Below are 26103 nucleotides of genomic sequence, written 5' to 3' on the forward strand. Positions count from 1 at the left end.
GTGACTCCTTAATTGGTTGAGAACTCAATTTCCTGTGATAAGCGGGCATCAGCGGGCTTACCATCGACCATCTTGGGTTTAAAGGTCCACTTTGAAACGGTTTTTTTCGCGGCTCGACCTAACCCGAGTTTGCGAGGCGTTTCTTTGAGTACTTTGATGTCCTGAACCCCACCTCGTTGGTTGACGGTAAACTCGATTAAAACGATGCCCTTTTCGATTCCTGCTCGTGCTGCCTTACGTGGCATCTGAGGTTGGAATGTGGCCAAAGGTACGGGGCCGCCGCTTCCTGCCAATTTAGCTCCACCACCTTGGGTGTAGTGACCGAGTACCGAACCACCAGTCACATTGACTGGCAGATCCAGTTTTGGCATATCCATTGGAATTTGCTCCATAACCGGCTTGACCGTTGCGGTGACCTTCATCTCTGGGGGAGGGGGTGGGCGCTTCGGTGGTGGCGGTTTGGGTAATTCGCGTTTTTTCTCCTGTATTTTTTCATCGGGTTTAATGCGTATGAATTCCACCATGCGGAGGTCTTCATTTGACACTAATTCGTGGCGCTCTTTATTTACCAGCTTGTCCATCCCCCAGAATAATCCGAGGGAGACAATCAGCGCCAAGGCAAGGGAGGCCAAATACCGCATAGGCTTAATCCTTATTGGTTGCGGCAATGGAGATACTTTCGACACCTGCCATCTTGATCTGGTCCATCACTTTTACGACCACGCCAGCATTGGCTTCGGTATCCGCTTGGATGACAACCGCACCATCAGGGCTTTCTGCGCGAAGGCGTTCAATGTTGGCACGTACGGCATCGGTTTCGATGCGGCGTTTATCGACCCAAACATCACCTGCAGCGCCGATAGCGACCATGATGTTCCCTTTTTTCACGGTTTGCGCAGAGCTTGCCGTAGGACGATTGACTTCTAGACCGGCTTCTTTCACGAACGACGTGGTAACGATAAAGAAGATCAACATGATGAATACGATGTCGAGCATCGGAGTCATATCGATAGCAGCTTCGTCACTGCTATTATTGCTATAGCGTCTTTTCATGACCTATACCTCTTATTTCCGTTTACTCAGGCAATGTGCTTTAACTTATCTTCAAGTTTCTGCGTGGTAACTTTGGCTAAATGATCAAGACGAGTACTGAAGAAAAGTCCTGATAGTGAAGCCACCATCCCAGCAAGTGTCGGGATCGTTGCCTTTGAGATCCCTGAGGCCATTGCTCTAGGGCTTCCTGTTCCTGTTACTGCCAAGATATCGAACACTTGGATCATACCGACAACGGTGCCAAGTAGACCCAGTAGAGGGCAAAGTGCGATTAACACTTTGATGATGGGTAACCCCTTTTTATTCTCGATATCCTGACGAGAGACCATTTCTTGTCGGATCATCTTAGCGTTCCAGCTTTGATGCTCTGAACGTGCTTGCCAAGAGCTGATGGTGCTTTTCATGGCTTTTGGCGCGACGGCAGCGAAGTAAAACCACCGCTCTAGCAAGACTGCCCATAACATAAAGCTGAGGATGAAAATGGCGACGAGTACATCGCCACCCATTCCCAAGAAGCGCCTAATTGATTCCAGTTCTGCGATTAACCACCACATAGCGCCTCCTTAGCTTTCGGCCTTATGCAGCTTTTCCTGATAGCGAGCGATGAAACCTGCACTCTGTTCTTCAAGAGTTTGCACCAAGCGACGGCCTTTACTGTGTACGATGGTGTAGAGGAACAGCAGTGGGATAGCGACCACTAGACCCAGCATGGTTGTCACTAGTGCCTCAGAAATACCACCCGCCATCAGTTTTGGATCGCCTGTACCGAATAGAGTGATGGCTTGGAAAGTACCAATCATTCCCATAACGGTACCAAGTAGACCGAGCAGAGGGGCCACAGAAGCAAACAGTTTGATTGAGCTCACAAAGCGTTCAATACTTGGAGCATTACGTAAGATGATCTCATCCAATTTGGCTTCCAGATCTTCTAGGTTGTCCCCTTTATGCTCTTGGTAAGCTTGAATAACTTCACCAAGAGGGTTACCTGGTATCACGCTGTCTGAGCTGGCTTGTTTGCGCATTTTGCTGCCAATCACTAATAGACGTACGTAACAGATAAGGGCAATCAGTGCGCCAACCGCTCCCATCGCTAGGATCACATAGCCGACAACGCCACCTTGGTCGATGCGTTCTTGCACGGTGGGGCTCTGAACAAGCAAAGATAAGATCACGCCACGTGAAGGATCGAGGAAAAGGGGTTCGTATGCGTTATTTGCTGCTTCAAAGCCGCCAACAAAACCAGTGATGTTGTTACTTGGCTGACGAGACAGTTCTTCAAACTTACCGGTTTGAGGGACATAAGTGACGTATTTACCGTCTGCAATCGCGTTGAATTCACCAACCAAAGTGATGTCTCGAACGGCTTCTTTACCTTCCCCGTAAACAACCGTTGCTGATGCCGTGGTTGTTTCTCCTGAGGCGACGATTTGCTGCAGAATGGTGTACCAAAATGCTTCCAGATCTTGAGTGGAAGGTAATGCTTTGCTCTCAGCCAGTTTGGTCAGAAGCGCTTCACGTTCAGGAAACAGCACTGCATTTTGTGACGCCGCAAATAAGCCTTTAAATTCGCCAGCATATTGACGAACGACCCCAAACATTTCACCTAAGGTGCCGGAACGCACGCGAAGGGTTTCTGTTAGCTCGGTTAACTGCTTGTCGTTCTCGTCAAAGGTGGCTTTCAATTGGTCACCTAGAGTTTGTTGTGCGGCAAGTTCATCATGAGCCTGCTGTAAGAGAGCGGCTTGCTGATCGCGGTTATTTTTGAACTCCGCTTCACGTACTTTGTTCTGCTTAGACTCAACGATACTCTCTGATTGAACGTTTTTAAGCAGTTCTGATAAATTTTTCGGAGTGTCGGCATTGACGCCCGCGGCCATAATGAAACTCGCAAGTAAGCCAGCGGCTAGAGTTTTGAATCCTTTCATTTTTATTCCTCCCCAGCAAATACAGGCAGTTTGATCAGCGCAGGTGGCGCTTGTTTCTTAGCGATACGCAGTCCTTGTTGTACAGCAAGGCGGTAGCTTTCAGGTAGGGATTCCCATTGGCGAGTTTGTTGGTTCCACATGCCTGTTTCACCGCCATCAGGTGATTGGAACAGCAGGGCAGTACGACCAACACGTAGGAAATCGTACGTCACGGTTTCCCCATTTCGCTCTAGGCTTGCTTTGTAAGACTCCAGCGAGCGTGAAAAGCCTTCTTCGATTTGATAAGCCGCCATGACTTTACGGAATTTTTCCGATGTGGTGACATCAGCACGATCCATGAGGTCACGAAGTTCTTGGACACGAATGGTGCGCTCTTCTTTTTGGAAAGGCAGATCGAGGGTCACGAATTCATCTAATGCGTCGATCATTTTTAAGGTTAGGGGCACCACTTCCGTTGCCGTTTGGTCGATCTGAGCAATCTGAGCGTTGAGAGAATCCAGCTCTCCTTGCTGTGACTCAACCATACGGCTGATTTGTTCGTTGTAGACTTTCATGCTGTCGATCTGGCGAAGTAAGCCTTTGTATTCGCTCAGCATGCTTTCTGTACTTTCTGCGTAGTGATCAATTTTTTGTTGTGAAGCCTGAGAAGACTTGGTTACTTTCGCTTGATTCGCGACCACAGTGCCTGAGTCTGCTGCGATTGCTGTTCCACTTACCGCCAACAGAGCGGCAGTGATTGCACTTACGCCAAATTCCTTTAACGCCATAGTTGCATCCTTGTCAGTGTGTAAAATGTCAGTCGGTTGTGGCGCAGGAAAATGACCTGCGCCAAAAGTTTGCTTAAAAGTTTTGTGAGTAGTTCAAGAAGTAAACACGCCCCTGAATACCGTATAAGTCAGTGTTATAGGTGACACCATCGGATTCAAAAGCCGGATCTTCATCAGTAAGGTTGCGAACACCCGCTGTCAGCTTTCCATCCCATGGTGTGGAGTAGTTGTACGCGACATTAAATGTGGTCAAGCTTGGTATCTTGCCCGTTTTGTTGTAGTTCTTATCGACATCTTGCGCTTGAGAGGCAATGTGATCCGCCGAAAAGTAAATGTCATGGTCATTGAGAATGTTAAATCCAACACCGGTTTGGAAGCGATACTCTGGCATGCCATTGCGGCCAACTTTGTTATTGGTTGGACCGTTCACGTACTCAGGGCTGCTGTAATCAAGTACATAGGTACCAGCAAAGTCGTAGCGAACCGTAGTCAGGTCGAAGTCATAAAGGTAATTCACCTTTAAGTCGATCCCTGATGTTTCAAGGTCCCCAATGTTCGATAGTGGAACGGTCGCATGAGTAATACTGCCCGCTGCATCACGAGTGATGTTGGCGTTTGCCTGACCACTGCTGCGCTCTTGGTCAATCATACTTTGTAGCGTATTCATGACTATCGTATCTTCAATACGGATGTTGTAGTAATCCGCGGTAAGGGCAAGATCTTCGATAGGTGAGTAGCTGATACCAAAGTTAAGTGAGGTTGAGGTCTCGGCATCTAAATCTTTGTTTGAGGTGCGTGTAGTCGTGTATTGCTTTTCTGGACAATCAGCCTCAGAGATGCCATTCGCTTCACAGTAGACGTAATCTTTAGCGAAGTCGTTGGATTCACTGTCTGCACCATAAAGGTTACTCAAAGAGGGTGCTCTAAAGCCCATACCTGCACCAGCACGGAACATGAGGTTGTCTTGTGGCTGATAGCGGAAAGACGCTTTTGGTGAAAGTGCGCTACCAAAGTCACTATAATGGTCGTAACGTACCGCTACGTTCATTTCTAACTCATCAGTGAATGCTAACAGTGATTCCGCAAAGAGTGCGTAAGTTTCACGGTCACCAGCAGCTGAATTACCTGCACTACCGATGATATTTCCCGCTTCACTTTGTGAGTCGTACTGATCAAAGTAATCGTAAGTGGTCATTTCAGCGCCGAGATAGAGTGGGATAGTGATGTCACCTACTTCTGCCAAATCAAACTGTAAGCCACCATTAAATTGATGCATCTCCATTTGAGATTCACGGGCGGTGGTTGCAGCCAAATCCTTCGTCGCATCAGCACTGAATTCACCGTTAATGAATTCACCTGCGTTGGCAAGTGCTTCTGCTGGTGAACGTAAAACATAACCCGTACCACGTTCGTTGCTGTTGGAATAATTTAAGTGATAGCCTGCTTCCCAGATAACTTCACCAAAGCCATCCGTTTCGAAAGCCCCGTCTAATCCCGCTTTCATATCGGCTTGAAAATCGGTGACGTTGGTATCACGAGTTCCCACGTTGGTAAATCGATAGTAGATACTGGCAGGGCCTGCTGCTGGGTCAAGACCATTTTCAGTAAAGAAGTTTGCACCACCGACTGTGTTTGGGTCGATTTGGAAGAAACCTGCAGCAGGTGCGAAGCGACCAAAACTTTGGTTACGGCTTAACAGCATTTGCGCATTAAAAGTTGTTGTGTCCGACAAGAAAATATTACCGTTTACAAACACTGTATTTCGTTCCAGTGACGCGGTTTGTGCTGCTTCTGAGGTATAATCGTAGCCACACATTGGACCAAGACCTGGGTATTCCGTTATGCCAACAAAGCCTTTGCTAGGGTCACATTTCGCGTCTGTGTCGTAGCCATTGAGGGGCTTGAGTTTGCCATCATGATAAACATTTCGGCCATAGATGCTGACACCCGACATGTCGAAGTAATTGCTTGCGCCCGTATTTTTTGAACTTAGGTAATCACGATCGCGATAATAGATTTCATCTTTTGCGTCGTGTTCGAATGAGAAGTAGATATTGCCTTTTTCACCGGAAGTACCAGCGACGATCGAGAAGTTTTTCTCATCTCCCCCTTCTTGAGAAGGCAGTCCACTACCAACAGTGATATTCAGGCCGTCGAACTCATCTTTTAAAATGACGTTAACCACACCTGCAACGGCATCGGAACCATAGACGGCAGAGCCACCGTCTGCCATGACTTCTACACGCTCAACGATTGCAGCAGGGATCACGTTTAAGTTTGCCGCCCCCCCACCCATAGTGGCAGAGCCAGGTAGTCGCTTACCATTGATCAATACCAAGGTACGCTCAGCGCCAAGACCACGCAGAGCGACGGTCGCTTGGCTTTGCCATGAGCTGCCAGAACTTTCGCTGAAAGAACCAAAAGAGTTTAATGAAGTTTTACGTAGTACGTCAGCGATAGAAATGTCACCCGCACGTTCAATTTCTGCTCGTCCGATGACGGCAACAGGGGTGCTGCCTTCCATCGATGCGCGAGTTAAACGCGAACCCGTTACTTTCATTTTTTGCAGTTTTTCAACTTGTTGCTCTTCTGCCTGTGCTGTGAAAGGGGCCACTGCCGTGGTGCCTAGAGCGAGGCTGATCGCAACAGATAAAGCAGTTGTGTTTTTAGACATCCTTGTTGCTCCAATTTTTTCTTATTCTTCCTTGTCTTTGGTCATATCGAGACCAAATGTGACGTTAATATTTCGTTAACGCTTGGAATATGTATACCTGAGTTGAAAAAAGGAAGTCAAACCAGTGGTAAAGAGTTATGTGCTGTTGTTAAAATGACATTAAATGTTAACTTTTTCTGAAATTTTAGTTTATTAATCCTGATTATTTTTAAATTTAAGTTTATTCATCCAATAAAAGGGTGGGTTTTGTGTTTGTTATAAACGTTAATGCGTTGTGTTGTATTGATGAGTTAATGTCGAAATTAACGCTAATGACTTTTAAAATTTCAGAATAATATGCTGATTGTGAGTTTTTGTAACAAAGATGTGAATGACAGAGATGAGGTATTTGGTATCAAAATATGATACCCCTTGATTTGAAAGGGCTCATGTAACTTTCTTTCGCGAATTAACATACCTTATTTTATTTCATTATTTTTCACAAATGTCGCTTTTAGACGATAATTCAGTGATAAAACGGCCAGATTGATATCCTGTATGAATTTATTTTGTGGTTTTTCATAACTTTTTACAAAAACATTTCAATTTTTTAGACACAAAAGAAGTTTGTCGTGTTTCGGCTTCAAATACTTGAAGTAGAGGGTAATTCGATATAAATATTGATTGCAGCAACAGGAAAATGGCTGACTGAGCCAAAAGGAAGCGGTCTCAGTAGCTCAAATGACTGCCAAATAAAAAGCACCATGTCAGGGGGGATAGTTTGCGTTATCTTTTCCCTAAATGGACAGAGAACAAGGAGTGAGTTGTTTATGCTGTCATATTTTTTGCGCCGCTTAGCTTTGGTGATTCCAACGTTTCTCGGCATTACCATTCTTATTTTTGCTATAACCCGATTTGTACCCGGTGGACCTGTTGAGCGAATGCTTTCTCAAATGCAAGCTCAAGGGGACGGTGCGGCGTCAATGACCTCCGCAGGTGGCAGTACTGCTCTGTCTGAAGAACAGATTGCAGAGCTGAACGCTTTTTATGGTTTAGACAAACCTGTCATGGAAGCCTACATTGAGTGGCTAGGGCGGTTAGTGACTTTCGATCTTGGAGAATCAACGCGCTATTACGAGCCAGTCTCGGATATGATTGCTGAACGTCTCCCTGTTTCGCTGTTTTATGGCGGAATGACTTTTTTTATTAGTTACTTTATTTCTATTCCTCTTGGCTACTATAAAGCCTTAAAACACGGCTCCGTTTTTGATTCTTCTTCTTCTATTCTCATTTTTGTCGGCTACGCGTTGCCCGGTTATGTAGTCGGGGTCTTGCTGATCACACTATTTAGCTATCACTTAGAGTGGTTTCCAATGGGGGGCTTTGTTGGTGATGACTTCGATGACTATGAAACATTTTTTGAGCGGGCTAAAGATGTGATGTGGCACGCAGTATTACCTTTGATCTGTTACTTGATCGGTGATTTTGCCACGTTGACGATGACGATGAAGAACAACCTTATGGAAAACTTATCGTCGGACTATATCCGTACTGCTATTGCCAAGGGGTTGCCATTTAACAAGGCGGTGCGTAAACACGCTTTGCGTAATAGCCTAATACCCATCGCTTCTCATTTTGGCAACTCGTTGCTGTTTTTTATGACAGGGGCGTTTCTTATCGAAGTGATCTTCAATATTGATGGAATTGGCCTACTGGGGTACGAGTCGATCATGGAGCGTGACTACCCGGTGGTAATGGGGATTGTGGCGATCAATGCGGTCTTGCTACTGATTGGTAATATCATTTCTGATGTCTGTGTTGCTTTAGTCGACCCTCGAGTGAAGTTTGGAGCGTAATATGATTAAAGTCAGTCCATTAACTCAAAAGAAAATCTGTCATTTTAAAGCGATTAAACGAGGCTACTGGTCCTTTGTGATCCTCTCATTGATGTTGGTGCTTTCGTTATTTGCTGAACTTCTGATTAACAGTAAAGCACTGGTGGTGAAGTACAACGGTGATTACTCTTTTCCTGTCTTCAGTGATGTCCGCTTAGGCAGTGAATTTGGTCAAGCTTCTTCTAGTGAAGTTAACTACCGAGAATTACAAAAAACCTTTCAAGAGCAAGGTGGTGATAATTTTGTCATTTTACCTATAGTGCCTTGGAACCCCTATGAGCAAGATTTTAGCGGAGACTTCCCTCCAACGGCACCGAATGCGGAGACTCAGCATTACTTAGGGACCGATGTGATTGGTCGAGATATCTTGGCCAGACTGGTATACGGCTTTCGTACTGCGATGGGTTTTGCCTTATTAACGATGGTGATTTCATACGCGATTGGTACGGCAGTCGGGTGTGCGATGGGCTTTTGGGGCGGTAAGTTTGACCTGTTTGTCCAACGCTTAATTGAAGTCTGGTCGATGGTGCCGTTTTTGTACGTCATCATGATCTTAGTTTCGATTGTACAGCCTACCTTTACCTTATTTGTTGCCATCAACGTACTCTTCGGTTGGATGGGGATGACGTGGTACATGCGTACCATGACTTATAAAGAGTCTGCCCGGGAGTATGTCATGGCTGCACGCGCTTTAGGTGCTTCAACCGGAAGGATTTTATTCAATCACATTCTACCTAATACCATGGTGATGATCGTGACTTTGGCGCCATTTACTATTGCTGCCAACATCACTGCACTGACGGCTTTGGATTACCTTGGCCTGGGTTTGATGCCACCGACACCGAGCTGGGGGGAGCTGCTGCAACAGGGTAAATCAAACTTAGATTCACCATGGATTGTGAGTTCTGTTGTGACTTCTATTGTGCTGGTTTTGGTGATGGTGACTTTCATCGGTGAAGCCATTCGAGCGGCATTCGACCCGAAAAAATTCACACGCTATGTTTAATGATGACCGCTAATAACGAGCATTGAACAGATGTGGTGAAAAACATAAAAAGGGAAGTTTATGAAACAACTATTTTTAGCGTCGACCCTGAGCGCTTTGAGCTTAGGGACCATTTCAGCGACGCTTCCGACTGACTTAGATTGGCAAACCAATTGGGATGAACCGCAGTATGGTTCACCGCAAGCCAAACGTGGCGGGACGTATCGCACTTATATGTCGAGCTTTCCACAAACCCTACGTAGTGTCGGGCCAGATGCTAACTCGGGGTTGCGTTCGTTTATTTTAGATGAAACCCCAGGGCTGGTGGTTCGTCACCCAGACACACTCGACTTTATTCCTGAATTAGCCAACCAATGGGCATTAGCAGGAGATAATAAAACGGTGTACTTTAAGCTTAATCCACAAGCAAAATGGTCTGATGGTCACCCCGTTACGGCGGATGATTTTGTGTTTATGCTTGATTTTTACCGCTCAAAAGACATCCTAGAGCCTTGGTATAATGATTATTACACCAAGACCATTGCTGAAGTGATCAAATTTGACGACTTAACTTTTGCTGTGCGTGCTGCCAGCGAGTTTAACCCTGAAGAGTTGTTGCTTCGTATGGGGGCGTTGCGTCCGCGACCTGCTCATTTTTACGCTAATCCGAAAAAAGATGCCAATGGCGATGGCATTCATGATGATTTCGTTCGCTATTACAACTTTAAGAGTGAACCGACCACAGCCGCTTACTACTTGGCGGACATTAAAAAGGGCAAAAGTGTCACCTTTAAGCATGTAGGTGAAGATTGGTGGGGTTACTCCAATAAGTATTATCAAAACCGCTATAACGTCGACAAGATCCGCATTACCGTTATTCGTGATAACGACATTGCCAAAAAGCATTTTGAAAAAGGCAAATTAGATGCGTTTGGTTTAGTGTTGCCAAATTTGTGGCACGACAAGTCAAATACTGCGCCGTACCAAAAAGGCTATATTGAAAAATTCTGGGGCTACAATCAATATCCAGTCGGGGCAGGAGGTGTTTGGCTAAATACAGCCATGCCATTATTGGATGATCTCAACGTACGTAAAGGCATTCATTCTGCGATTGATTTTGATGGCATGATCGAAAATCTGATGCGAGGAGACTATAGCCGTAAACCGAACCCAACAGGTTTTGGCCATGGTAAATATACTTTGCCGGATGCTGTCGCCCCAAAATTTGATCCACAAAAAGCCGCGCAAGCCTTTACCGAAGCAGGCTTTGATAAGATTGGGCCAGATGGCATTCGCCTCAATGATAAAGGCCAGCGTTTGAGTTTCGAACTTACCTATAGCACGCCACTGCATACACCACGGATTGCTTTTTTACGCGAGCAAGCGAAATTAGCAGGCCTGGAGATTGAACTGAAGCTAATCGATGGCTCATCCATGTTCAAATACGTGCGCGAGAAAAAACACCAACTTGCCTTTTTAGATATGGGAACCTCTGAAATCCCAACCTATTGGGAGTATTTTCATTCCGATAATGCGAACAAACCACAAACCAACTCTTTTACCAATTACAGCACAGATGAGCTGGATGAGAAAATCATGCAGTATCGTTTCAGTATGGATATGAATGAAAAAATCCGCCTAGGTCATGATATTCAACGTGACATTATCAATGCACATGTGATTGTTTCTGGTTATATGGTGCCGTATGTGCGTTATGGCCACTGGCGGTGGCTAAAATTACCTGATAAGCCGATGAATCGAATGACCGAGGCGTTATTCAGTGGCGGAATTATCGGCGATGGCACTTACTGGATTGATCAGGATGTGAAAAAGCAAACTCAACAAGCAATGAAATCGGGCCAAACTTTTGCTCCCGTTGTTGTTGTCGATGATACCTATAAGCTGTAAGGGGGCATCATGGAAAATGAAGTCATTCTTCGTGTCAAAGACCTTGAAGTCGAATTCACCACCGATGATGGCCCGGTAAAAGTCCTACACGGCGTCAACTTTGAGGTTCGAGCGGGACGGACCTTGGGTTTGGTGGGTGAATCAGGCAGCGGCAAAAGCGTTACCTCGATGGCCATCATGGGACTGTTACCCAAACCATATGGCAATATTGTTCACGGTGAAGTGGAGTACCGAGGGACTAACCTTGTGACTCTTCCAGCGGAAAAAATGTATCAAATGCGTGGCAATCGAATTGCGATTATTTTTCAAGATCCGATGACTGCTCTTAACCCTGTTCATTCAATCGGTCGCCAGTTGTGTGAGGTGCTTGAGCTACATCGGCCAGAACTCAATCGCAAACAGCGTGAAGCGTACGCTGTCGAAATGTTAGCAAAAGTCAAAATTCCACTGGTAGAAAAACGCCTCAATGAATATCCGCATAATTTATCTGGTGGCATGCGTCAGCGGGTGATGATCGCGATGGCTTTGGCCTGTAAGCCAGATATTTTGATCTGTGATGAGCCAACCACGGCGTTGGATGTAACGGTTCAAGCATCGATTCTTGAGCTGATGAACGAGCTGCAACAGGAAACGGGCATGGCGATGATCTTTATTACTCACGACCTCGGTGTGGTGGCTGAAGTGTGTGATGATGTTGCGGTGATGTACGGCGGACGTATCGTCGAAAAAGCGGAGATCTTTGATCTGTTTGACAATCCTCAGCATCCTTATACCGAGCGATTGATGGGATTGATGCCAAGTTTGGATAATGAACCGAAACAAATGATCGACATTAAACCGATTGATGCCAGCATATTTGCGCACTCATAAGACAAAGTGAACATGTCATAGAGAGGTCTTCATGACAAAAGAAGTATTAAGAATTGAACATCTTAAGCAGCACTTTGTCTCGGGCAAAGGACTGTTTAAAAAGGGCTACACCATCAAAGCTGTCGATGGCGTTTCTTTTTCTGTGGCACAAGGAGAAACGCTAGGTTTAGTTGGGGAGTCGGGCTGTGGTAAAAGCACCCTAGGTCGTACTATTTTAAAATTATTTGAACCTACTGACGGCAAGATTTTCTTTGAAGGTCAGGATATTACCCGTTTGTCGGCCAAGCAAATGCGGCCACTACGCAAAGACATGCAAATCGTGTTTCAAGATCCAATGGAGTCTCTTAATCAGCGCCATACAATAGGGATGATACTCGAAGAGCCGTATGTGATTCACAATGTCGGTAGCTCTGCGGAGCGCAAACAGTGGGTGAAAGAACTGCTGGTTAAAGTTGGGCTGCCTGAAAGCGCGGTTAACCGTTACCCTCATGAGTTCTCGGGCGGTCAGCGTCAACGTATCGGTATTGCGAGAGCGATTGCACTCAAACCTAAGCTATTGATTTGTGATGAGTCGGTTTCAGCGCTCGATGTGTCGGTACAAGCTCAAATCCTCAACTTACTTTTGCAATTACAACAAGAAATGAATCTGGCGATCATTTTTATCTCCCATGACTTATCGGTCGTCAAACACGTATCCGATAAGGTCGCGGTGATGTATTTCGGTAAGGTGGTGGAATCCGGCAGTGCCAAAGAAATCTATGCTAACCCACAGCATGATTACACCAAAAAGCTACTGGCTGCGATTCCGATCAATCATCCGAAATACCGCAAGAAAAAGCGTCTCGCCGAAAAAAAGAAGCGGGTGGCGTAGTGCCACCATGCAACGAATCAAACTAGGTCGATGAAAGCAGTACGTTCAAAAACGCCCCTCGAATTTGGGGCGTTTGGTTCGGTGCTGTTGACCTTGCGAGCGGATCTTGTTGCAAACAAATTGTTAACAAAAACAGATTGTTATCGCAAACAAATCGTTATCGAGAACAAATCGTCAATTGCTTAACACTAGTGACTTAACACTTTTAGAGAGTCGGCAATAACTGCGCTACTGGAATCATTTTTAGCGATTTTACCCACAATCTGTATTTGATCTTTGGGGGAGACTTTTTGTTCTCCCCAAACATAAGGACCAATTTTCACGCTCATTTGACCAGTTTTATCCTTAAACGTGTATTGGTCATCACCCAAGGAGTCTGTGACATGACCAATAATGGTGACCGTCATGCCATCAGTAAGCCAACTGGCATCCATCACATCTTCGACAGTATTTAAGGTGTCATTCACTTTAGGGCCATCAAACCCACTTTGTTGAGTGGTGACCTCTGCTTGTTCAGTAATGGTGTCGTTACTGGCAAAAGCTGGAGTGGTTGCAACCAGAGCGCCAAGCATTAGTATCAATGTGTTGTTCATGTCATTCCCTTTAGAGGTTGAGCGGAAATAAAGGGCACTAACCCTCTGTTATCGTTGCTTTTAAATGTAGTCCATCCTTTGAAAAAAGCGATTTGATTGTGTATGAAGCGTGATGATTAGACTAAGAATGTGAGTGATGCCGGGTCGAGATAACGAAAAGCCCAACGTGTGATGCTGGGCTTGAGTAAGGTGAGGCGAAAGTTATTCGATATTTTGGATCTGCTCACGCATTTGTTCGATCAGTACTTTAAGTTCCACACCAGAGGCGGTGATGTCAGTGCTGATGGACTTAGAGGCCAGAGTGTTCGATTCACGGTTGAACTCTTGCATCATGAAATCGAGACGACGACCAACGGCTCCGCCTTTTTTAATGATGTTAGTGGTTTCTTTAACGTGTGAATCTAAGCGATCTAGCTCTTCAGCCACATCTGACTTTTGCGCCAAAAGGATCAGCTCTTGCTCAACGCGAGAAGGGTCTAGTTCAACCTTGGCATCTTCAAATTTCGAGAACAAGCGCTCTCTTTGCCACTCAAGGATTTCAGGCATGCGTGCGCGAACTTTGATAACTTCTGCAGTGATGGCCTCAAGACGCTGCTCAATAAGCGCTTTCATGTTGTCACCCTCACGACCACGAGCTTCAATGAATTCGTCGATTGCTTCATCAAAGGCACCAAGAAGCGCTTTATTGATTTCGTCCATGTTTTGCTCTGGTGTTTCCATGACACCAGGCCACTGCATCACTTGGAAAGGGTTGATTCGACTGAGTTCACCGGTCATATGCATGACTTGTTCAGCAGCTTTGATCACTTGGTTGGCAAGGACTTCATTAATGCTGAGCTCTGTTTTTGCTGCTGGGTTTGCTTCAAACCGTAAGTTACATTCTACTTTGCCGCGAGCAAGACGTTTACGAAAGCGCTCACGCAGTACAGGCTCTAAAGCACGGAACTGCTCTGGCATGCGGAAGTAGGTTTCTAGGTAGCGTTGATTGACACTACGGATTTCCCATACGGCACTGCCCCAGTCGCCTTTTATCTCTTTGCGTGCATACGCAGTCATACTATAAATCATCGAATTTTCCTGTCTTTTGTTTGCTGAAAATTACCGCGCAATAGTAGCACAAGTAATATTCAGGATCTTAGTCATTGTCTGAAGTACTCGACCAGATAGCTTTATTCGGCCAACTCCGTTATACTCTGCGCCCAATCAAATCGTCTTCTCCTCATTACTAAGGTAGATGCCCATGCGCCCAAACGATCGCAAGGCGGATCAAGTTCGCCCAATAAAAATTACTCGTAACTACACGGCTTATGCTGAAGGCTCAGTATTAGTTGAGTTTGGTAACACCAAAGTGTTGTGTAATGCGACCGTAGAAGAATCGGTACCGCGTTGGTTAAAAGGCCAAGGTAAAGGCTGGGTAACAGCAGAATATGGTATGCTACCTCGTGCCACACATTCACGTACTCGTCGTGAAGCAGCCAGTGGTAAGCAAGGTGGACGTACGATGGAAATCCAACGCTTGATTGCTCGCAGCCTACGTGCGGTTGTAGATTTGAAAGCCATGGGCGAATGCATGGTTACTGTTGACTGTGACGTGATTCAAGCCGATGGTGGTACGCGTACAGCATCCATCAGTGGTGCTAGTGTGGCCATGGCAGATGCTTTCCAACACCTTGTTGAGAGTGGCAAACTGAAAGCAAACCCAATGAAGGGGCACGTCGCGGCCGTTTCTGTTGGCCTACTCGGTGATGAGGTTCTATGTGACCTTGAGTATGTAGAAGACTCAGCTGCAGACACAGACATGAACGTCGTGATGACGGAAGAAGGTAAGATGATCGAGATTCAGGGCACCGCAGAAGGTGAACCGTTTAGCCATGAGCAATTGATGGCGCTACTCGAATCAGCCAAAATCGGCATTAGCGATATCGTCGCGGCGCAGAAAGCGGCATTAGAAAATTAATGATTTTTAAATAGCTTCCCATTAAGGAAGCTATTTTTTTACCTATTGCTAGGACCTAGGGCCTAGGACCTAGTACTTGGAATACGAATAGAAATTTACACAGTAAAAGTTGAGAGAGAATAATGAAAGCATACCAGCGTGAATTTATTGAGTTTGCACTTGAGAAACAGGTTCTTAAGTTTGGTGAGTTTACTTTGAAATCTGGGCGTAAAAGTCCGTACTTCTTTAATGCTGGTCTTTTTAATACGGGTCGTGACCTTGCTCGTCTTGGTCGTTTTTATGCCGCGGCACTGGCGGATTCAGGAATTGAATTTGATGTGTTGTTTGGCCCTGCTTACAAGGGTATCCCAATTGCAACCACGACGGCGGTTGCGTTAGCGGATCATCATAATGTCGACACGCCTTACTGCTTCAACCGCAAAGAAGCGAAGAACCATGGCGAAGGCGGTAACTTAGTGGGCTCCGTACTAGAAGGTCGCATTATGCTGGTGGATGATGTGATTACTGCGGGTACAGCGATTCGTGAATCGATGCAAATTATCCAAGCGAATGGTGCTGATCTGGCAGGTGTACTGGTTGCGATTGATCGCCAAGAAAAAGGCAAAGGCGAGCTTTCAGCGATTCAAGAAGTTGAGCGTGATTTTGGCTGTGCGGTCATTTCTATCGTCAGCCTGTCTGATCTGATCACTTACCTTGAAGATAAAGGTGATGCAACCGAGCACCTTGACGCAGTGAAAGCCTACCGTGCTGAGTTTGGGATTTAAAGAAAAGGTCCTAGGTTAAAATAAAGGTCCTAGGGCCTAGAACCTAGGATCCTAGAACCTTAACCCTTATTTATACCTAATCCCTTTTGGTACGTTCTCATCAGCCATTGTCTTGTAGCGCTTGTGTAACCACATCCACTGTTCGGGAGCACGTAAAATCACCATCTCAACAAACTTATTCATATAAGCTGCTGCGGCGACTTCATCTTTTTGTGGGTAATTGTCTTCAATACATTGGTCTGCAATGATTTCGTATTTGCCATTTTGATTACGGAACCCTGAACCAGGAATAATCGAACACTTTGATGTATAAGCTAGAATGCTTGTTCCTGTGGTGGTAGAGGCGTCTTCAATCGCGAAGAATGGGACAAAGACGGTTTTATTACGGCCATAGTCATGATCAGGCAGATAGAACAGCCGCTCGCCTCGACGAAGAATTCGGATCATCTGCTTAAGATCTTTACGATCTATCAATTTATTGCCGTTATGAGTGCGTCCCCAGTATTGAATGAAGTTATAAGCGGGGTTGGTGTGTGGACGAAAGGCACCATAGCCAGCCATACCAAGCACGGCAAAAGCGCGGGCTGTAATCTCTAAATTGAGCGCATGCACACAACATAGTAGGACGCCTTTCTCTTCTGCAGCTTTAATGCGCAGGGCGATGAGATCTTTTTCAACAATGATTGTTTTGAAACGCCATGTTGGCCAAAACCAAGTAATCCCCGTTTCAATCAGCGCCATCCCCGTATTTTTGAAGTTTTCAACGACGATGGAATGAATTTCTTCAGGTGTTTTCTCCGGGAAAGCCAGCTCAAGGTTACGTGTGGCAATATAAACCCGCTTTTTACCAAAACGCATACCCAGTTTGCCCATTTTCTGGCCGAGCGAGAGAAGTATGCGATATGGGAGCAGATTAACGACTAAGGCTAATAAACCAAAGCCGCTCCAGACGCCCCAGTAGCGAGGATGGAGTAGTGAAAGAGAAAATGCTGGTTTGGTGTATTTACCTTTACTCATAGTTTCTACTTAATTTGTGCGCTGAGCAATGCCCAGTACTCATCAAAGTTTTCTGTTGGTTGATACTTAAAGTCACTGCGTACAAAGCGGTTTAGGCTACCTTCTACTTGACCGAGAATTTGAGCAGCAAGGATGCGTTCATCAACGGGAAATGATTTACCTTCTCGCAGCTTACGCTCACGAAGAATCTGGCGCAGTTGAGTTTCGATACGTTCAAACAATTGGTTAATGCGCTCACGTAATCGTTCATTTTCAAACATTAGGGCATGACCAGAAAGAATGCGTGTTAAGCCTGGGTTACGTTCTGAAAATGCAAGAATAAGATGCATCACCATACGGATACGCTCTAAGGTATCCTTCTCATCTTCTAAAATACGATTAATGCGAGTCATTAAGGCGTCTTCAATGAATTCAATTAACCCTTCAAACATACGAGCTTTACTTGGGAAGTGCCGATATAATGCCGCTTCGGAGACTCCAACTTGCTTGGCCAGTTTCGCTGTAGTAATGCGTGATGCTCCTTCTGTCGATTCAAGCATCCGTGCGAGCGCTTGTAAGATCTCTTCACGACGATTGGACTTTTTACTACCAGCCATTCTTATTCCCTTTCCAAAAATATATAGTTAAGCGGGAAGATTATAAAGATCTCTTTACCATCAAACTAGAGCACAAAAGAGGTAATGGGAGATTTCATCTCCCAATTGTCATGTTTGTGTTCAATTTTTGGCAGTTGTTCCCTTATTGCTCCCCAAAGTCATAGGCGCTCCTTCACAAAAAGGATACGTTGCTATAAAGCGCTTAGGCCATTAAGTGGTGTATCTGATGTAAGATTTTAACGCTCAAGGCTTGTTTAGATTCCAACGACAACGCCAATTCGCCTTGAGGCCAAAATAGAGTAATGGCGTTGTCGTTGCTGTTAAAACCTTGTCCATCAACAGAAACATCATTGGCGCAAATCATATCGAGATTTTTGCGTGTTAGCTTGCCACGAGCGTAAGCTTCGACTTCGTTAGTTTCTGCTGCAAAACCAACGGTAAACGGACGCTGTTGTTTAAGTGCGGCCACTGATGCAACGATATCTGGATTTTTAACCATATTGATGGTCATGTGTTCGTTGTTCTCAGTCTTTTTCAGCTTCTGCTTGGCGACGGTATCAGGACGATAATCTGCTACGGCCGCGCAGCTAATAAAAATATTATGTTTTGTGGCATGAGCCATAACGCTATCATGCATCTCTTGTGCGCTATTGACGTTGATGCGTTCTACATTAGGTGGTGTCGGTAAACTGACAGGGCCACTGATTAACATCACATTGGCGCCAAGTTGTGCGGCGGCGTTGGCTAATGCGTAGCCCATTTTCCCAGAGCTGTGGTTAGTGATGTAGCGTACAGGATCGATGGCTTCACGTGTTGGTCCGGCCGTAATCAGTACGGATTGACCAGCAAGCAGTTTGGGCTGAAAAAATTGCTCACACATTTCGACCAACTGCATTGGTTCGAGCATTCGTCCAGGTCCAACATCGCCACAAGCTTGTTCACCTGCTGCTGGTCCCCAAACGAGCATACCACGACGTTTAAGTATAGCGATATTGTCTTGAGTGGCAGTACTGAGGTACATCTGTTGATTCATGGCAGGTGATAAAGCAATCGGTGAAGCAGTCGCTAAAACTAAAGTGGAAAGTAAATCGTTACCCATGCCAGCGGTGATTCGAGCGATTAAATCTGCCGTCGCAGGGGCAAGTAGAATTAAATCAGCCCATTTCGCCAATTCAATATGTCCCATAGAAGCCTCAGCTGCGGGATCGAGAAGACTGTCTGAGACCGGGCGCCCCGAAACGGCTTGCATGGTCAATGGCGTAATAAATTCTTTGGCTGCATCGGTCATGACAACTTGAACGTGCGCGCCTCTTTCTGTCAAACGTCGAGTGAGCTCAGCACATTTATACGCAGCAATACCGCCACTGATGCCAAGCAAAATTTTCTTTCCAGAGAGTGTTTGCATATGAGATCTCCAATCTATCTGGCGTCAAGTTTATCACAATTGAACGTGTCATCTTGTCAATCAAGAGGCAAGTTGCCAACTTCGAGTTACTTTGATGTGATACTTCAAGTCATATGGTCAAACTAACAAAATCTGCGCTGTGTTGATTAACTACATTGGTGATAAAAAAAACAATTACATACAAATATGGCTGAAAACAAAAAAATACAATGTGGGTTTCGTCTTTGGCTATTTATTTTGTGCAATGGGCCTTGGAGTGACTTTATTGTTCAAAAAAGGTTGATTTAATGACATTGAAAACTTTGCCCAATGAATCAATGCCAAGAGAAAAATTATTACGGCGTGGCCCGCAGGCATTGAGAGACGCGGAGCTGCTAGCAATATTTTTACGTACTGGCACTAAAGGAATGAACGTCATTGAACTTTCTGACGTTTTGCTCAAAAATTTTGGCTCGTTAAGACAACTTTTTTCAGCTACGGAACAGTCTTTTTGTCAGCATAAAGGGCTTGGACAAGCAAAATACGTTCAATTACAAGCAGTTTTGGAGATGACGCAACGTTATTTAGCCGAAACATTAAAACGGGGCAGTGCTTTATCCAGTCCAGAACAAACTAAACTTTATCTTTCTTCTATATTGAGAGACAGACAAAGAGAAGCATTTTATATTCTTTTTCTAGACAGCCAGCACCGCGTCATCAAAGATGAAATTTTATTCGAGGGCACGCTGGATGCGGCTTCGGTCTATCCTCGAGAGGTGGTCAAGCGGGCTCTGCATCATAATGCGGCAGCACTTATCCTCGCTCATAACCATCCATCGGGTATTGCTGAACCAAGCCAAGCAGACAGAAGAATTACCCGACGATTAATCGATGCTTTAGCGCTGGTGGATATTCGAGTTTTAGACCATTTTGTCATTGGTGATGGCGAAAGTGTTTCCTTTGCAGAAAGGGGTTGGATATAACTGTGCATTTTTTAGGTTGTTAGTTGCTAAAAATCTGCTATCATCCTCGCCACTAAATTTTTAACTGAATTCAGCTTGGACTGCTAGAAAAACCTGCTGTCTAAAAAAAGATCACGAAAACCTGTAAAAAGGATCTGTTCGGGTCTTGAGCAATGCATATCAAGTTAGTATAATGCGCGACCTTTGATAGCCTTGTATGGATTTTCCATAGCGGTTCTTAACCTCAAACTTCTTTCCGAGAAATAGAGAGGTTCGGCCACCAAGGTTGATATCGAGCTGAAACGATTTTGGAGAAGACATTCATGTCACGAGTATGCCAAGTAACTGGTAAGCGTCCAGTAACGGGTAACAACCGTTCACACGCACGAAATGCTACTAAGCGTCGTTTTCTGCCGAACCTACAAACTCATCGTTTCTGGGTAGAGAGCGAAAAACGTTTTGTTAAACTACGCCTTACTGCAAAAGGTATGCGTATCATCGACAAGAAAGGTATCGATACTGTTCTTGCTGATATCCGTGCACGTGGCGAAAACGTTTAAGAGGAAATAGGCAATGGCAAAGAAAGGCGTTCGTGAGAAAATCCGTCTAGTATCTTCAGCAGGTACAGGCCACTTCTACACAACTGATAAGAACAAGCGTAACATGCCAGGCAAATTTGAGATCAAGAAATTTGATCCAGTTGTACGCCAGCACGTTATGTACAAAGAAGCAAAAATCAAGTAATTGGTTTTTACCCTTTGTTGATTTGAAACCCAGCTTTCGAGCTGGGTTTTTTATTACCTAAAATTCATGACCAAAAATCTCTGGTCCTCGCCAACCTTAGCAAGCTTTGATAGGGTTATCCTTATTAATTTTAAGTTTTTCTATTAAGGTCAGGAATCGTTATGCGTGTCAGCCCTTCTCGCCGCCGTCGTTGGAACAACATACTTATTTTAGGCATTATTGCTTTTATGGTGCTCCTTAATGCGCCTACCTGGATTCAAACTTATTTAATCGATGAGCCACAAAGTGATTACCCCAAAGTGCTACGCGCTGATTATCCTGTACGAGCCGTTTACTTTTCTGGATGGACGCTTGAAAAACAACATGGCCAATGGCAATCCAATTTGAAAGCGGAGATCTCAGCGCAAGACATCGTGTCGCGTTGGCAATCCCTTGAAGGAACGGAACTGACCACTGAACAATATGCGCAGTTAAAGCCACAATTAGTTGCGCCTGAAAGTATTGAAATTTGGTATCAAGGGTTAGAAGAGCCACAGAGGATCACATTTTACCGTCTTAAGAATTTTTGGTTGTTTAAAAGCTGGCAAGATAAGTGGATTGCGATTTCTGTTGATGGCAAATACATCATGCCTAATTGAACGCCAAATCGACAAGGCAAGACTTTGTAAAATAACGCTTTCCAATTATGCTAGTCAGCCAATGAGTGAAAGAGTGATGAGAGTGAGGAGAAGTTAATGCCCGAGTTACCTGAAGTGGAAGTGAGCCGTATGGGGATCAGCCCACATATGGTCGGTCAGACGATCAAGGCATTTGTGTTTCGGACACCAAAATTGCGCTGGGATATTCCACAAGAGCTTAAGCGTTTAGAAGGGCAAGTGATCCGTAATATTAGTCGGCGTGCTAAATACTTACTGATTGAAACCGATCAAGGAACCGCGATTGTGCATTTAGGAATGTCAGGCTCACTGCGTGTACTTGATGCCGATTTTCCAGCAGCTAAACACGATCATGTCGATCTTAAACTGACTAATGGTAAGATCTTACGTTATAACGATCCTCGTCGCTTCGGTGCTTGGTTATGGAGTGCACCGAATGAATCTCACTCGGTATTAGGGCATATGGGACCTGAGCCTCTGACTGAAGAGTTCAACGCTGAATATATGGTAGACAAAGCTAAAAGTAAGCGTGTTGCAGTCAAACAGTTCATTATGGACAACAAAGCTGTCGTCGGAGTCGGAAATATCTATGCCAATGAGTCTTTGTTCAAATCGCGTATTCATCCGACTCGACCTGCAGGTAGCCTAAACAACAAAGAGTGGCAACGGTTAGTCGACAATATCAAATCGACCTTAGAAACGGCAATTCAGCAAGGTGGAACGACACTCAAAGACTTTGCTCAAGCGGATGGGAAGCCCGGCTACTTTGCACAAGAACTGTTGGTTTATGGTAAAGCTGGTGAGCCATGTCCTGAATGTGGAGAGATTCTCCAAGAACAGAAACTCGGTCAGCGTAATACGTTTTTCTGTGAACAATGTCAGCAATAAGCGCTGAAAATATAATCTAAGTGTTTACGTATGATCTGATCTTTCTTGATATATACCCAAGTAACCTCAAGATGTTCGCAGAGAGCTGTGGCCTCTCTAATGGGCCTCGAACAGCAAAAGAACGACTTTATGCAGCATAGTCGATGTGCTGATGATATTTGGTTGAAATGTTTAACTTACTATAATGGTTTTGAAAGCAAGCTAACGAAGCCTCGCAGCTTGGTCACTTATCCTAGTGTGATAACGTTAACTACTAAGAGAAAAGGACTTGCTTTGTATAATGTTTATCAAGGGGGTAATGATACACAGCTTGCTCAAACAATGAACTACTTTGGTATCGCTTTTTAAGCAATATTAACTAAGTTGATTGTTGTAAATCAAAGTATTTTTGGGCGGTCAGGAGGGATATTAAACGTTCCCGCTTTTTATCTCGAAACTGGTCGACCCATGCATGCGCATTATCGATGATACTTTCTGCTTCATCTGGGTGGATGATATAGTATTCCACTTTTTCAATTAAATCAGAGTAATCATCTTTTACCTCAACATAGTGGACTCCTGCTTCTAGACATCCTTCCATAAACCAAGTTTCGTACTTAGGTTTAGACATGATAACCAGAGAATTTGATGACATGGCCCATTTTAGATTAGTTGCAACGTCATTCCCCTCTATGGCGAGTAAAAATTTATATTCTAGTTGATCTTGTCTGGACATGTACTCTTTTTCCCAAGGCTCACCTTTAATGGGTTTAGTTTGGCCAATATTACACATAGGATGATTGTAAAATTGTTTGAGAACTTCCCTTCTATGTGGTTGATAGCCTACCCCTCGCCAAGCGACCATATTTTTTTTATTGCGAAATAAAGTAGAGTCATTAATAAAATCAAAATGGCGGATTTCATTTAGCTTGAGCAACACTGAGTTTTGATTATCGTCGCTTACTGGGCGGCTTTTTAGGAAGCTGGGGTATTCTGGTATATGTCGTATATCTCCACTCAAAAATTGAAAGGAATATTCTGATGGGAACGATTTTACTACCTTATGAAGGTCAAAGTAGTAGGTCGCTCCTGAAGTCTTTTTGTACTTACCCACATAAATAGATTCGTTTTCGGGCAGTTCAAATTGTGCGTTGAGCTTGTTGTAATAATTAACCCTCTCCCGGATATAAGAATCTATTGGTATCGACTGAATAAGATGATTGGCCAGAGCTTTACGAATCGTATTTGGTATGAATACTTGAAGGCTATTAGAGAAGTAGTATTTGAACTTTCTAAAACTCATTGTGTAACCTTTTTCTTGATGGCAGAGTGGACACATTTCGGGACAAATGGCTCGATATCGCCACCATGTATTGCGACTTCACGGACAATGGTTGAAGAAAGAAAGGCATACTCTTCTGCGGGTGTTAGAAAAACACTCTCTACACCTGGTAAGAGTTTACGGTACATGCTCGTTAGACCAAATTCATATTCGAAGTCAACCGTTGTCCGTAAGCCACGGACTAATATATTAGCTTTTTGTTCACGAGCAAAATCAACCAGTAGGCCACTGAAGCCTTCTGTCGATACATTACTTAAATGGGCTGTGGATGCTTTGACCAATTGGACGCGTTCATCTAGGTTAAATAACGTATTTTTAGAAGGGCTGGCTGCAACACCAATGATAATGTGATCAAACATGTCTGCAGCACGCACAATGATATCGAGGTGACCGTTGGTAATTGGGTCGAAAGTACCTGGGTATATAACTTTTTTCATCGTAAAACTTTCTCGTATACGTCTAGATATTGATTTGCAGTGTAGCTGATATCAAATAATTTTAGTTTCTCTTGCCCTTGGGCTATGAACTCTTGTCTAAGCTCTTCATCTTGAGCAATGTGCATAATGGCATCTGCTAATTGTTGTGGATTGCCAGGTGTGACAAGTAAACCATTTGAATTGTGGTCGATGATATCAGGGATACCGCCAGCATTGGTACCAATAACGGGTAGGCCTGCGCCCATCCCTTCTAAGATGACCGAGCCCAGCCCTTCAGTATAAGAAGGGTGAATTTGTAAATCTGCCGCGGCAAACCAATCACCCATATTGTTTTGTTTCCCCTCGAAACTTACGTTAGTAAGACCTTTAGCTTGTGATTCTAAGGCTTGTCTCTCTGGACCATCACCTAGTAAACAAAAGTGGACTGATGGGTTGGTATTCCCTAGGAGTTTTGCTGCGTCGATAGTGACATTAAAGCCTTTATGCCCAAGCATGTTCGCTCCATGTATCACAACAAACTTGCCTGCGAAGCGGTCTTTAATTGCTCTTACTGTTTGTGGATTAACGGGGTATATAACAGGTGAACTTGGAATTTTGTAAGTTGTTGAATCTGGATAAGCATCATTCACTTTTTGAACTATTTCGGCACTTAAACCTACCACAGCAGATGCTTTAGAGTAGGCTAAGTTTGCCAGCCACTTCTTTTTCAATGTGTTATCAATACGACGGGTAACAATGTAAGGTACCCCATACAAGAGATGCTGGATAAGAGCCCAATAAATAGCGCGTCCTTCGTGTACATGAACAAGAGCACAATCTTGAGTGATCGATTTTGCATGTGATTGAGTAAAGTGAGTCGCTAGTATGACTTTAACGTCTAATGTTTTTACTGCTTCTGCAAATGGACTTTTGGGATTTGCTACAACAGTAAGCTGATAGCCGAGCCTTACTTGTTGCTTGATGAGCTGCAGCGTTTGATTTTCTCCTCCATGGTATCCAGAAGCGAGATTAACGTGACAAATATTCATACTATTGTTCTTTAATGTGTTTCTTGACGTAGTCACGCAGCCATAAGTCGGCGTAGCGAGTAAAAGTGGTATTGGCACTCAATACCGCGAGTAAAAATCCATGTCGTCCATCTAGAAAGCCACGCTTGATGACATACATTTTAAAGAAACGAAAAAAGCCGTGTGAAAAGGCTCCAAGCAGAGAGGCGGATTTTTTCCCTTCGCGCTGATCTGCCCACGACTGCATGTAAAGCTGCGTTTTTCGGGTATATTCACTCAATTTCTCATAGGTAAAATGTTTTAAGCGGCCCTTTAATGACACAACCTTAAATCCATCAGGTATCATAACGCTTTCATGCACGAGTGCATCGTTGTATTTTGTATCTGAAGTTTTATATAGGCGTACAACCCAATCTGGTGACCACCCTGAGTAGCGGATTTCTTTGGCAAAGGCTGTCGTAAGTCTATTAATACGGTAAATAACCCCTTCTTCGTGCTGGCTAATCACATGAAGTATGTCTTGGCGCAGTGTATCAGTCACTCGTTCATCGGCATCGAGCCAAAGAACAAAGTCAGATTCAACATAATTTTGAGCTAACTGACGCTGCTTACCAAAGCCCGGCCATTCTAAATTGGTGTAGAATTTATCGGTATATTGTCTTGCAATTGCTTCAGTTTGATCAGTGCTTCCTGAATCCAGCAAGACAATCTCATCAACCCAATCTTTTACTGTCTCTAGACAAGCTTGAAGGTGTTTTTCTTCATTCTTTACAATTAAGGCGACTGCCAACGTGGGTTTAGACAAGGTCATCTCCTGATTGAGTTGTGTCGTTCGTCAATGTAGTTTATT

28 protein-coding genes are annotated in these 26103 nt (G+C 44.5%); 13 read left to right on the forward strand and 15 right to left on the reverse strand.

The features are described from left to right. Window positions 1-8: 8 nt before the first annotated feature. The 6 genes from VSA01S_RS10680 to VSA01S_RS10705 form a co-directional block, all read right to left on the reverse strand. Complete coding sequence (locus VSA01S_RS10680) at window positions 9-641, reverse strand: energy transducer TonB (protein WP_021709469.1); 633 nt, start codon at window positions 639-641, stop codon at window positions 9-11. A gap of 4 nt (window positions 642-645) precedes the next feature. Beyond that, window positions 646-1053, reverse strand: coding sequence for an ExbD/TolR family protein (locus tag VSA01S_RS10685; protein WP_021709470.1), 408 nt, complete (start codon window positions 1051-1053; stop codon window positions 646-648). Window positions 1054-1079: 26 nt separating this feature from the next. Further along, window positions 1080-1607 carry a MotA/TolQ/ExbB proton channel family protein gene (locus tag VSA01S_RS10690; protein WP_039981646.1) on the reverse strand — a complete coding sequence of 176 codons (528 nt, stop codon included), beginning with the start codon at window positions 1605-1607 and terminating at the stop codon, window positions 1080-1082. Between the two features lie 9 nt (window positions 1608-1616). Beyond that, complete coding sequence (locus VSA01S_RS10695) at window positions 1617-2978, reverse strand: MotA/TolQ/ExbB proton channel family protein (RefSeq protein WP_039981645.1); 1362 nt, start codon at window positions 2976-2978, stop codon at window positions 1617-1619. Between the two features lie 2 nt (window positions 2979-2980). Beyond that, entirely contained in the window at window positions 2981-3745 is a 765-nt protein-coding gene (locus VSA01S_RS10700) for a DUF3450 domain-containing protein (RefSeq protein WP_021709473.1), read from the reverse strand. Window positions 3746-3818: 73 nt separating this feature from the next. Continuing rightward, window positions 3819-6419, reverse strand: coding sequence for a TonB-dependent receptor plug domain-containing protein (locus VSA01S_RS10705; RefSeq protein ID WP_039981643.1), 2601 nt, complete (start codon window positions 6417-6419; stop codon window positions 3819-3821). Window positions 6420-7228: 809 nt separating this feature from the next. On the opposite strand from VSA01S_RS10705, the gene VSA01S_RS10710 reads away from it, so the two are divergent. The 5 genes from VSA01S_RS10710 to VSA01S_RS10730 are packed head-to-tail and all read left to right on the forward strand — an operon-like array spanning window position 7229 to window position 12927. Then, on the forward strand, window positions 7229-8254 hold the full coding sequence (locus VSA01S_RS10710; protein WP_021709475.1) for an ABC transporter permease subunit: 1026 nt from the start codon (window positions 7229-7231) through the stop codon (window positions 8252-8254). A 1-nt stretch (window position 8255) separates the two neighbouring features. Continuing rightward, on the forward strand, window positions 8256-9299 hold the full coding sequence (locus VSA01S_RS10715) for an ABC transporter permease (protein ID WP_039981641.1): 1044 nt from the start codon (window positions 8256-8258) through the stop codon (window positions 9297-9299). A 60-nt stretch (window positions 9300-9359) separates the two neighbouring features. Beyond that, window positions 9360-11186: an extracellular solute-binding protein gene (locus VSA01S_RS10720; protein ID WP_039981639.1), complete on the forward strand. Its 1827-nt coding sequence runs from the start codon at window positions 9360-9362 to the stop codon at window positions 11184-11186. 9 nt (window positions 11187-11195) lie between these two features. Continuing rightward, window positions 11196-12056, forward strand: a complete 861-nt coding sequence (locus VSA01S_RS10725; RefSeq protein ID WP_083932252.1) for an ABC transporter ATP-binding protein — start codon at window positions 11196-11198, stop codon at window positions 12054-12056. Window positions 12057-12087: 31 nt separating this feature from the next. After that, window positions 12088-12927, forward strand: coding sequence for an ABC transporter ATP-binding protein (locus VSA01S_RS10730; RefSeq protein WP_083932251.1), 840 nt, complete (start codon window positions 12088-12090; stop codon window positions 12925-12927). 188 nt (window positions 12928-13115) lie between these two features. On the opposite strand, the gene VSA01S_RS10735 is transcribed toward VSA01S_RS10730, so the two are convergent. Beyond that, window positions 13116-13520: a YgiW/YdeI family stress tolerance OB fold protein gene (locus VSA01S_RS10735; protein ID WP_039981637.1), complete on the reverse strand. Its 405-nt coding sequence runs from the start codon at window positions 13518-13520 to the stop codon at window positions 13116-13118. Window positions 13521-13721: 201 nt separating this feature from the next. Further along, a complete protein-coding gene (locus VSA01S_RS10740) occupies window positions 13722-14588 on the reverse strand; it encodes a YicC/YloC family endoribonuclease (RefSeq protein WP_039981635.1) in 867 nt (288 codons plus the stop codon). A 172-nt stretch (window positions 14589-14760) separates the two neighbouring features. On the opposite strand from VSA01S_RS10740, the gene rph reads away from it, so the two are divergent. Both rph and pyrE read left to right on the forward strand, forming a co-directional pair. Beyond that, window positions 14761-15477, forward strand: a complete 717-nt coding sequence (gene rph, locus VSA01S_RS10745; RefSeq protein ID WP_039981633.1) for a ribonuclease PH — start codon at window positions 14761-14763, stop codon at window positions 15475-15477. Window positions 15478-15599: 122 nt separating this feature from the next. Further along, window positions 15600-16241 (forward strand): orotate phosphoribosyltransferase, encoded by a 642-nt coding sequence (pyrE, locus tag VSA01S_RS10750; RefSeq protein WP_039981631.1) that lies wholly within the window; start codon window positions 15600-15602, stop codon window positions 16239-16241. A 66-nt stretch (window positions 16242-16307) separates the two neighbouring features. Here pyrE and VSA01S_RS10755 read toward each other — a convergent pair whose 3' ends face one another. From VSA01S_RS10755 to coaBC, 3 genes are all read right to left on the reverse strand, one after another. After that, complete coding sequence (locus tag VSA01S_RS10755; RefSeq protein ID WP_039981629.1) at window positions 16308-17258, reverse strand: Kdo(2)-lipid IV(A) acyltransferase; 951 nt, start codon at window positions 17256-17258, stop codon at window positions 16308-16310. Between the two features lie 5 nt (window positions 17259-17263). Continuing rightward, window positions 17264-17854, reverse strand: a complete 591-nt coding sequence (gene slmA / locus VSA01S_RS10760; RefSeq protein WP_039981627.1) for a nucleoid occlusion factor SlmA — start codon at window positions 17852-17854, stop codon at window positions 17264-17266. A gap of 202 nt (window positions 17855-18056) precedes the next feature. Further along, complete coding sequence (gene coaBC, locus VSA01S_RS10765; protein ID WP_039981625.1) at window positions 18057-19259, reverse strand: bifunctional phosphopantothenoylcysteine decarboxylase/phosphopantothenate--cysteine ligase CoaBC; 1203 nt, start codon at window positions 19257-19259, stop codon at window positions 18057-18059. 287 nt (window positions 19260-19546) lie between these two features. Between coaBC and radC the strand changes: the two genes are divergently transcribed. From radC to VSA01S_RS10795, 6 genes are all read left to right on the forward strand, one after another. Beyond that, window positions 19547-20221, forward strand: coding sequence for a RadC family protein (radC, locus tag VSA01S_RS10770; RefSeq protein WP_039981623.1), 675 nt, complete (start codon window positions 19547-19549; stop codon window positions 20219-20221). 302 nt (window positions 20222-20523) lie between these two features. Further along, window positions 20524-20760: a 50S ribosomal protein L28 gene (gene rpmB / locus VSA01S_RS10775; protein ID WP_005467944.1), complete on the forward strand. Its 237-nt coding sequence runs from the start codon at window positions 20524-20526 to the stop codon at window positions 20758-20760. Window positions 20761-20773: 13 nt separating this feature from the next. Beyond that, window positions 20774-20944, forward strand: coding sequence for a 50S ribosomal protein L33 (rpmG, locus tag VSA01S_RS10780; RefSeq protein WP_004410866.1), 171 nt, complete (start codon window positions 20774-20776; stop codon window positions 20942-20944). A 161-nt stretch (window positions 20945-21105) separates the two neighbouring features. Next, window positions 21106-21582 (forward strand): hypothetical protein, encoded by a 477-nt coding sequence (locus VSA01S_RS10785; protein WP_039981621.1) that lies wholly within the window; start codon window positions 21106-21108, stop codon window positions 21580-21582. Window positions 21583-21678: 96 nt separating this feature from the next. Beyond that, window positions 21679-22488, forward strand: a complete 810-nt coding sequence (gene mutM, locus VSA01S_RS10790; protein WP_039981619.1) for a bifunctional DNA-formamidopyrimidine glycosylase/DNA-(apurinic or apyrimidinic site) lyase — start codon at window positions 21679-21681, stop codon at window positions 22486-22488. Window positions 22489-22617: 129 nt separating this feature from the next. Beyond that, window positions 22618-22836: a hypothetical protein gene (locus tag VSA01S_RS10795; RefSeq protein WP_039981617.1), complete on the forward strand. Its 219-nt coding sequence runs from the start codon at window positions 22618-22620 to the stop codon at window positions 22834-22836. 10 nt (window positions 22837-22846) lie between these two features. On the opposite strand, the gene VSA01S_RS10800 is transcribed toward VSA01S_RS10795, so the two are convergent. From VSA01S_RS10800 to VSA01S_RS10815, 4 genes are read right to left on the reverse strand one after another with little or no spacing between them, the layout of a single operon-like run. Then, window positions 22847-23770 carry a glycosyl transferase family 90 gene (locus VSA01S_RS10800; RefSeq protein ID WP_039981616.1) on the reverse strand — a complete coding sequence of 308 codons (924 nt, stop codon included), beginning with the start codon at window positions 23768-23770 and terminating at the stop codon, window positions 22847-22849. Continuing rightward, window positions 23767-24246: a pantetheine-phosphate adenylyltransferase gene (coaD, locus tag VSA01S_RS10805; protein WP_039981614.1), complete on the reverse strand. Its 480-nt coding sequence runs from the start codon at window positions 24244-24246 to the stop codon at window positions 23767-23769. Before coaD ends, VSA01S_RS10800 begins: the two co-directional genes overlap by 4 nt. Beyond that, window positions 24243-25274, reverse strand: a complete 1032-nt coding sequence (locus VSA01S_RS10810; RefSeq protein ID WP_039981612.1) for a glycosyltransferase family 4 protein — start codon at window positions 25272-25274, stop codon at window positions 24243-24245. Before VSA01S_RS10810 ends, coaD begins: the two co-directional genes overlap by 4 nt. A gap of 1 nt (window position 25275) precedes the next feature. Next, window positions 25276-26058, reverse strand: a complete 783-nt coding sequence (locus VSA01S_RS10815; protein ID WP_102857650.1) for a glycosyltransferase family 2 protein — start codon at window positions 26056-26058, stop codon at window positions 25276-25278. Window positions 26059-26103 lie beyond the last annotated feature (45 nt).

Source organism: Vibrio sagamiensis NBRC 104589 (genome assembly GCF_007990935.1).
GTDB lineage: Bacteria > Pseudomonadota > Gammaproteobacteria > Enterobacterales > Vibrionaceae > Vibrio > Vibrio sagamiensis.

Bases quoted from the DNA above. Each gene is read 5' to 3' on its own strand.
- VSA01S_RS10680 (WP_021709469.1), bottom strand. From the start codon at position 641: ATGCGGTATTTGGCCTCCCTTGCCTTGGCGCTGATTGTCTCCCTCGGA.
- VSA01S_RS10685 (WP_021709470.1), bottom strand. From the start codon at position 1,053: ATGAAAAGACGCTATAGCAATAATAGCAGTGACGAAGCTGCTATCGAT.
- VSA01S_RS10690 (WP_039981646.1), bottom strand. From the start codon at position 1,607: ATGTGGTGGTTAATCGCAGAACTGGAATCAATTAGGCGCTTCTTGGGA.
- VSA01S_RS10695 (WP_039981645.1), bottom strand. From the start codon at position 2,978: ATGAAAGGATTCAAAACTCTAGCCGCTGGCTTACTTGCGAGTTTCATT.
- VSA01S_RS10700 (WP_021709473.1), bottom strand. From the start codon at position 3,745: ATGGCGTTAAAGGAATTTGGCGTAAGTGCAATCACTGCCGCTCTGTTG.
- VSA01S_RS10705 (WP_039981643.1), bottom strand. From the start codon at position 6,419: ATGTCTAAAAACACAACTGCTTTATCTGTTGCGATCAGCCTCGCTCTA.
- VSA01S_RS10710 (WP_021709475.1), top strand. From the start codon at position 7,229: ATGCTGTCATATTTTTTGCGCCGCTTAGCTTTGGTGATTCCAACGTTT.
- VSA01S_RS10715 (WP_039981641.1), top strand. From the start codon at position 8,256: ATGATTAAAGTCAGTCCATTAACTCAAAAGAAAATCTGTCATTTTAAA.
- VSA01S_RS10720 (WP_039981639.1), top strand. From the start codon at position 9,360: ATGAAACAACTATTTTTAGCGTCGACCCTGAGCGCTTTGAGCTTAGGG.
- VSA01S_RS10725 (WP_083932252.1), top strand. From the start codon at position 11,196: ATGGAAAATGAAGTCATTCTTCGTGTCAAAGACCTTGAAGTCGAATTC.
- VSA01S_RS10730 (WP_083932251.1), top strand. From the start codon at position 12,088: ATGACAAAAGAAGTATTAAGAATTGAACATCTTAAGCAGCACTTTGTC.
- VSA01S_RS10735 (WP_039981637.1), bottom strand. From the start codon at position 13,520: ATGAACAACACATTGATACTAATGCTTGGCGCTCTGGTTGCAACCACT.
- VSA01S_RS10740 (WP_039981635.1), bottom strand. From the start codon at position 14,588: ATGATTTATAGTATGACTGCGTATGCACGCAAAGAGATAAAAGGCGAC.
- rph (WP_039981633.1), top strand. From the start codon at position 14,761: ATGCGCCCAAACGATCGCAAGGCGGATCAAGTTCGCCCAATAAAAATT.
- pyrE (WP_039981631.1), top strand. From the start codon at position 15,600: ATGAAAGCATACCAGCGTGAATTTATTGAGTTTGCACTTGAGAAACAG.
- VSA01S_RS10755 (WP_039981629.1), bottom strand. From the start codon at position 17,258: ATGAGTAAAGGTAAATACACCAAACCAGCATTTTCTCTTTCACTACTC.
- slmA (WP_039981627.1), bottom strand. From the start codon at position 17,854: ATGGCTGGTAGTAAAAAGTCCAATCGTCGTGAAGAGATCTTACAAGCG.
- coaBC (WP_039981625.1), bottom strand. From the start codon at position 19,259: ATGCAAACACTCTCTGGAAAGAAAATTTTGCTTGGCATCAGTGGCGGT.
- radC (WP_039981623.1), top strand. From the start codon at position 19,547: ATGACATTGAAAACTTTGCCCAATGAATCAATGCCAAGAGAAAAATTA.
- rpmB (WP_005467944.1), top strand. From the start codon at position 20,524: ATGTCACGAGTATGCCAAGTAACTGGTAAGCGTCCAGTAACGGGTAAC.
- rpmG (WP_004410866.1), top strand. From the start codon at position 20,774: ATGGCAAAGAAAGGCGTTCGTGAGAAAATCCGTCTAGTATCTTCAGCA.
- VSA01S_RS10785 (WP_039981621.1), top strand. From the start codon at position 21,106: ATGCGTGTCAGCCCTTCTCGCCGCCGTCGTTGGAACAACATACTTATT.
- mutM (WP_039981619.1), top strand. From the start codon at position 21,679: ATGCCCGAGTTACCTGAAGTGGAAGTGAGCCGTATGGGGATCAGCCCA.
- VSA01S_RS10795 (WP_039981617.1), top strand. From the start codon at position 22,618: ATGCAGCATAGTCGATGTGCTGATGATATTTGGTTGAAATGTTTAACT.
- VSA01S_RS10800 (WP_039981616.1), bottom strand. From the start codon at position 23,770: ATGAGTTTTAGAAAGTTCAAATACTACTTCTCTAATAGCCTTCAAGTA.
- coaD (WP_039981614.1), bottom strand. From the start codon at position 24,246: ATGAAAAAAGTTATATACCCAGGTACTTTCGACCCAATTACCAACGGT.
- VSA01S_RS10810 (WP_039981612.1), bottom strand. From the start codon at position 25,274: ATGAATATTTGTCACGTTAATCTCGCTTCTGGATACCATGGAGGAGAA.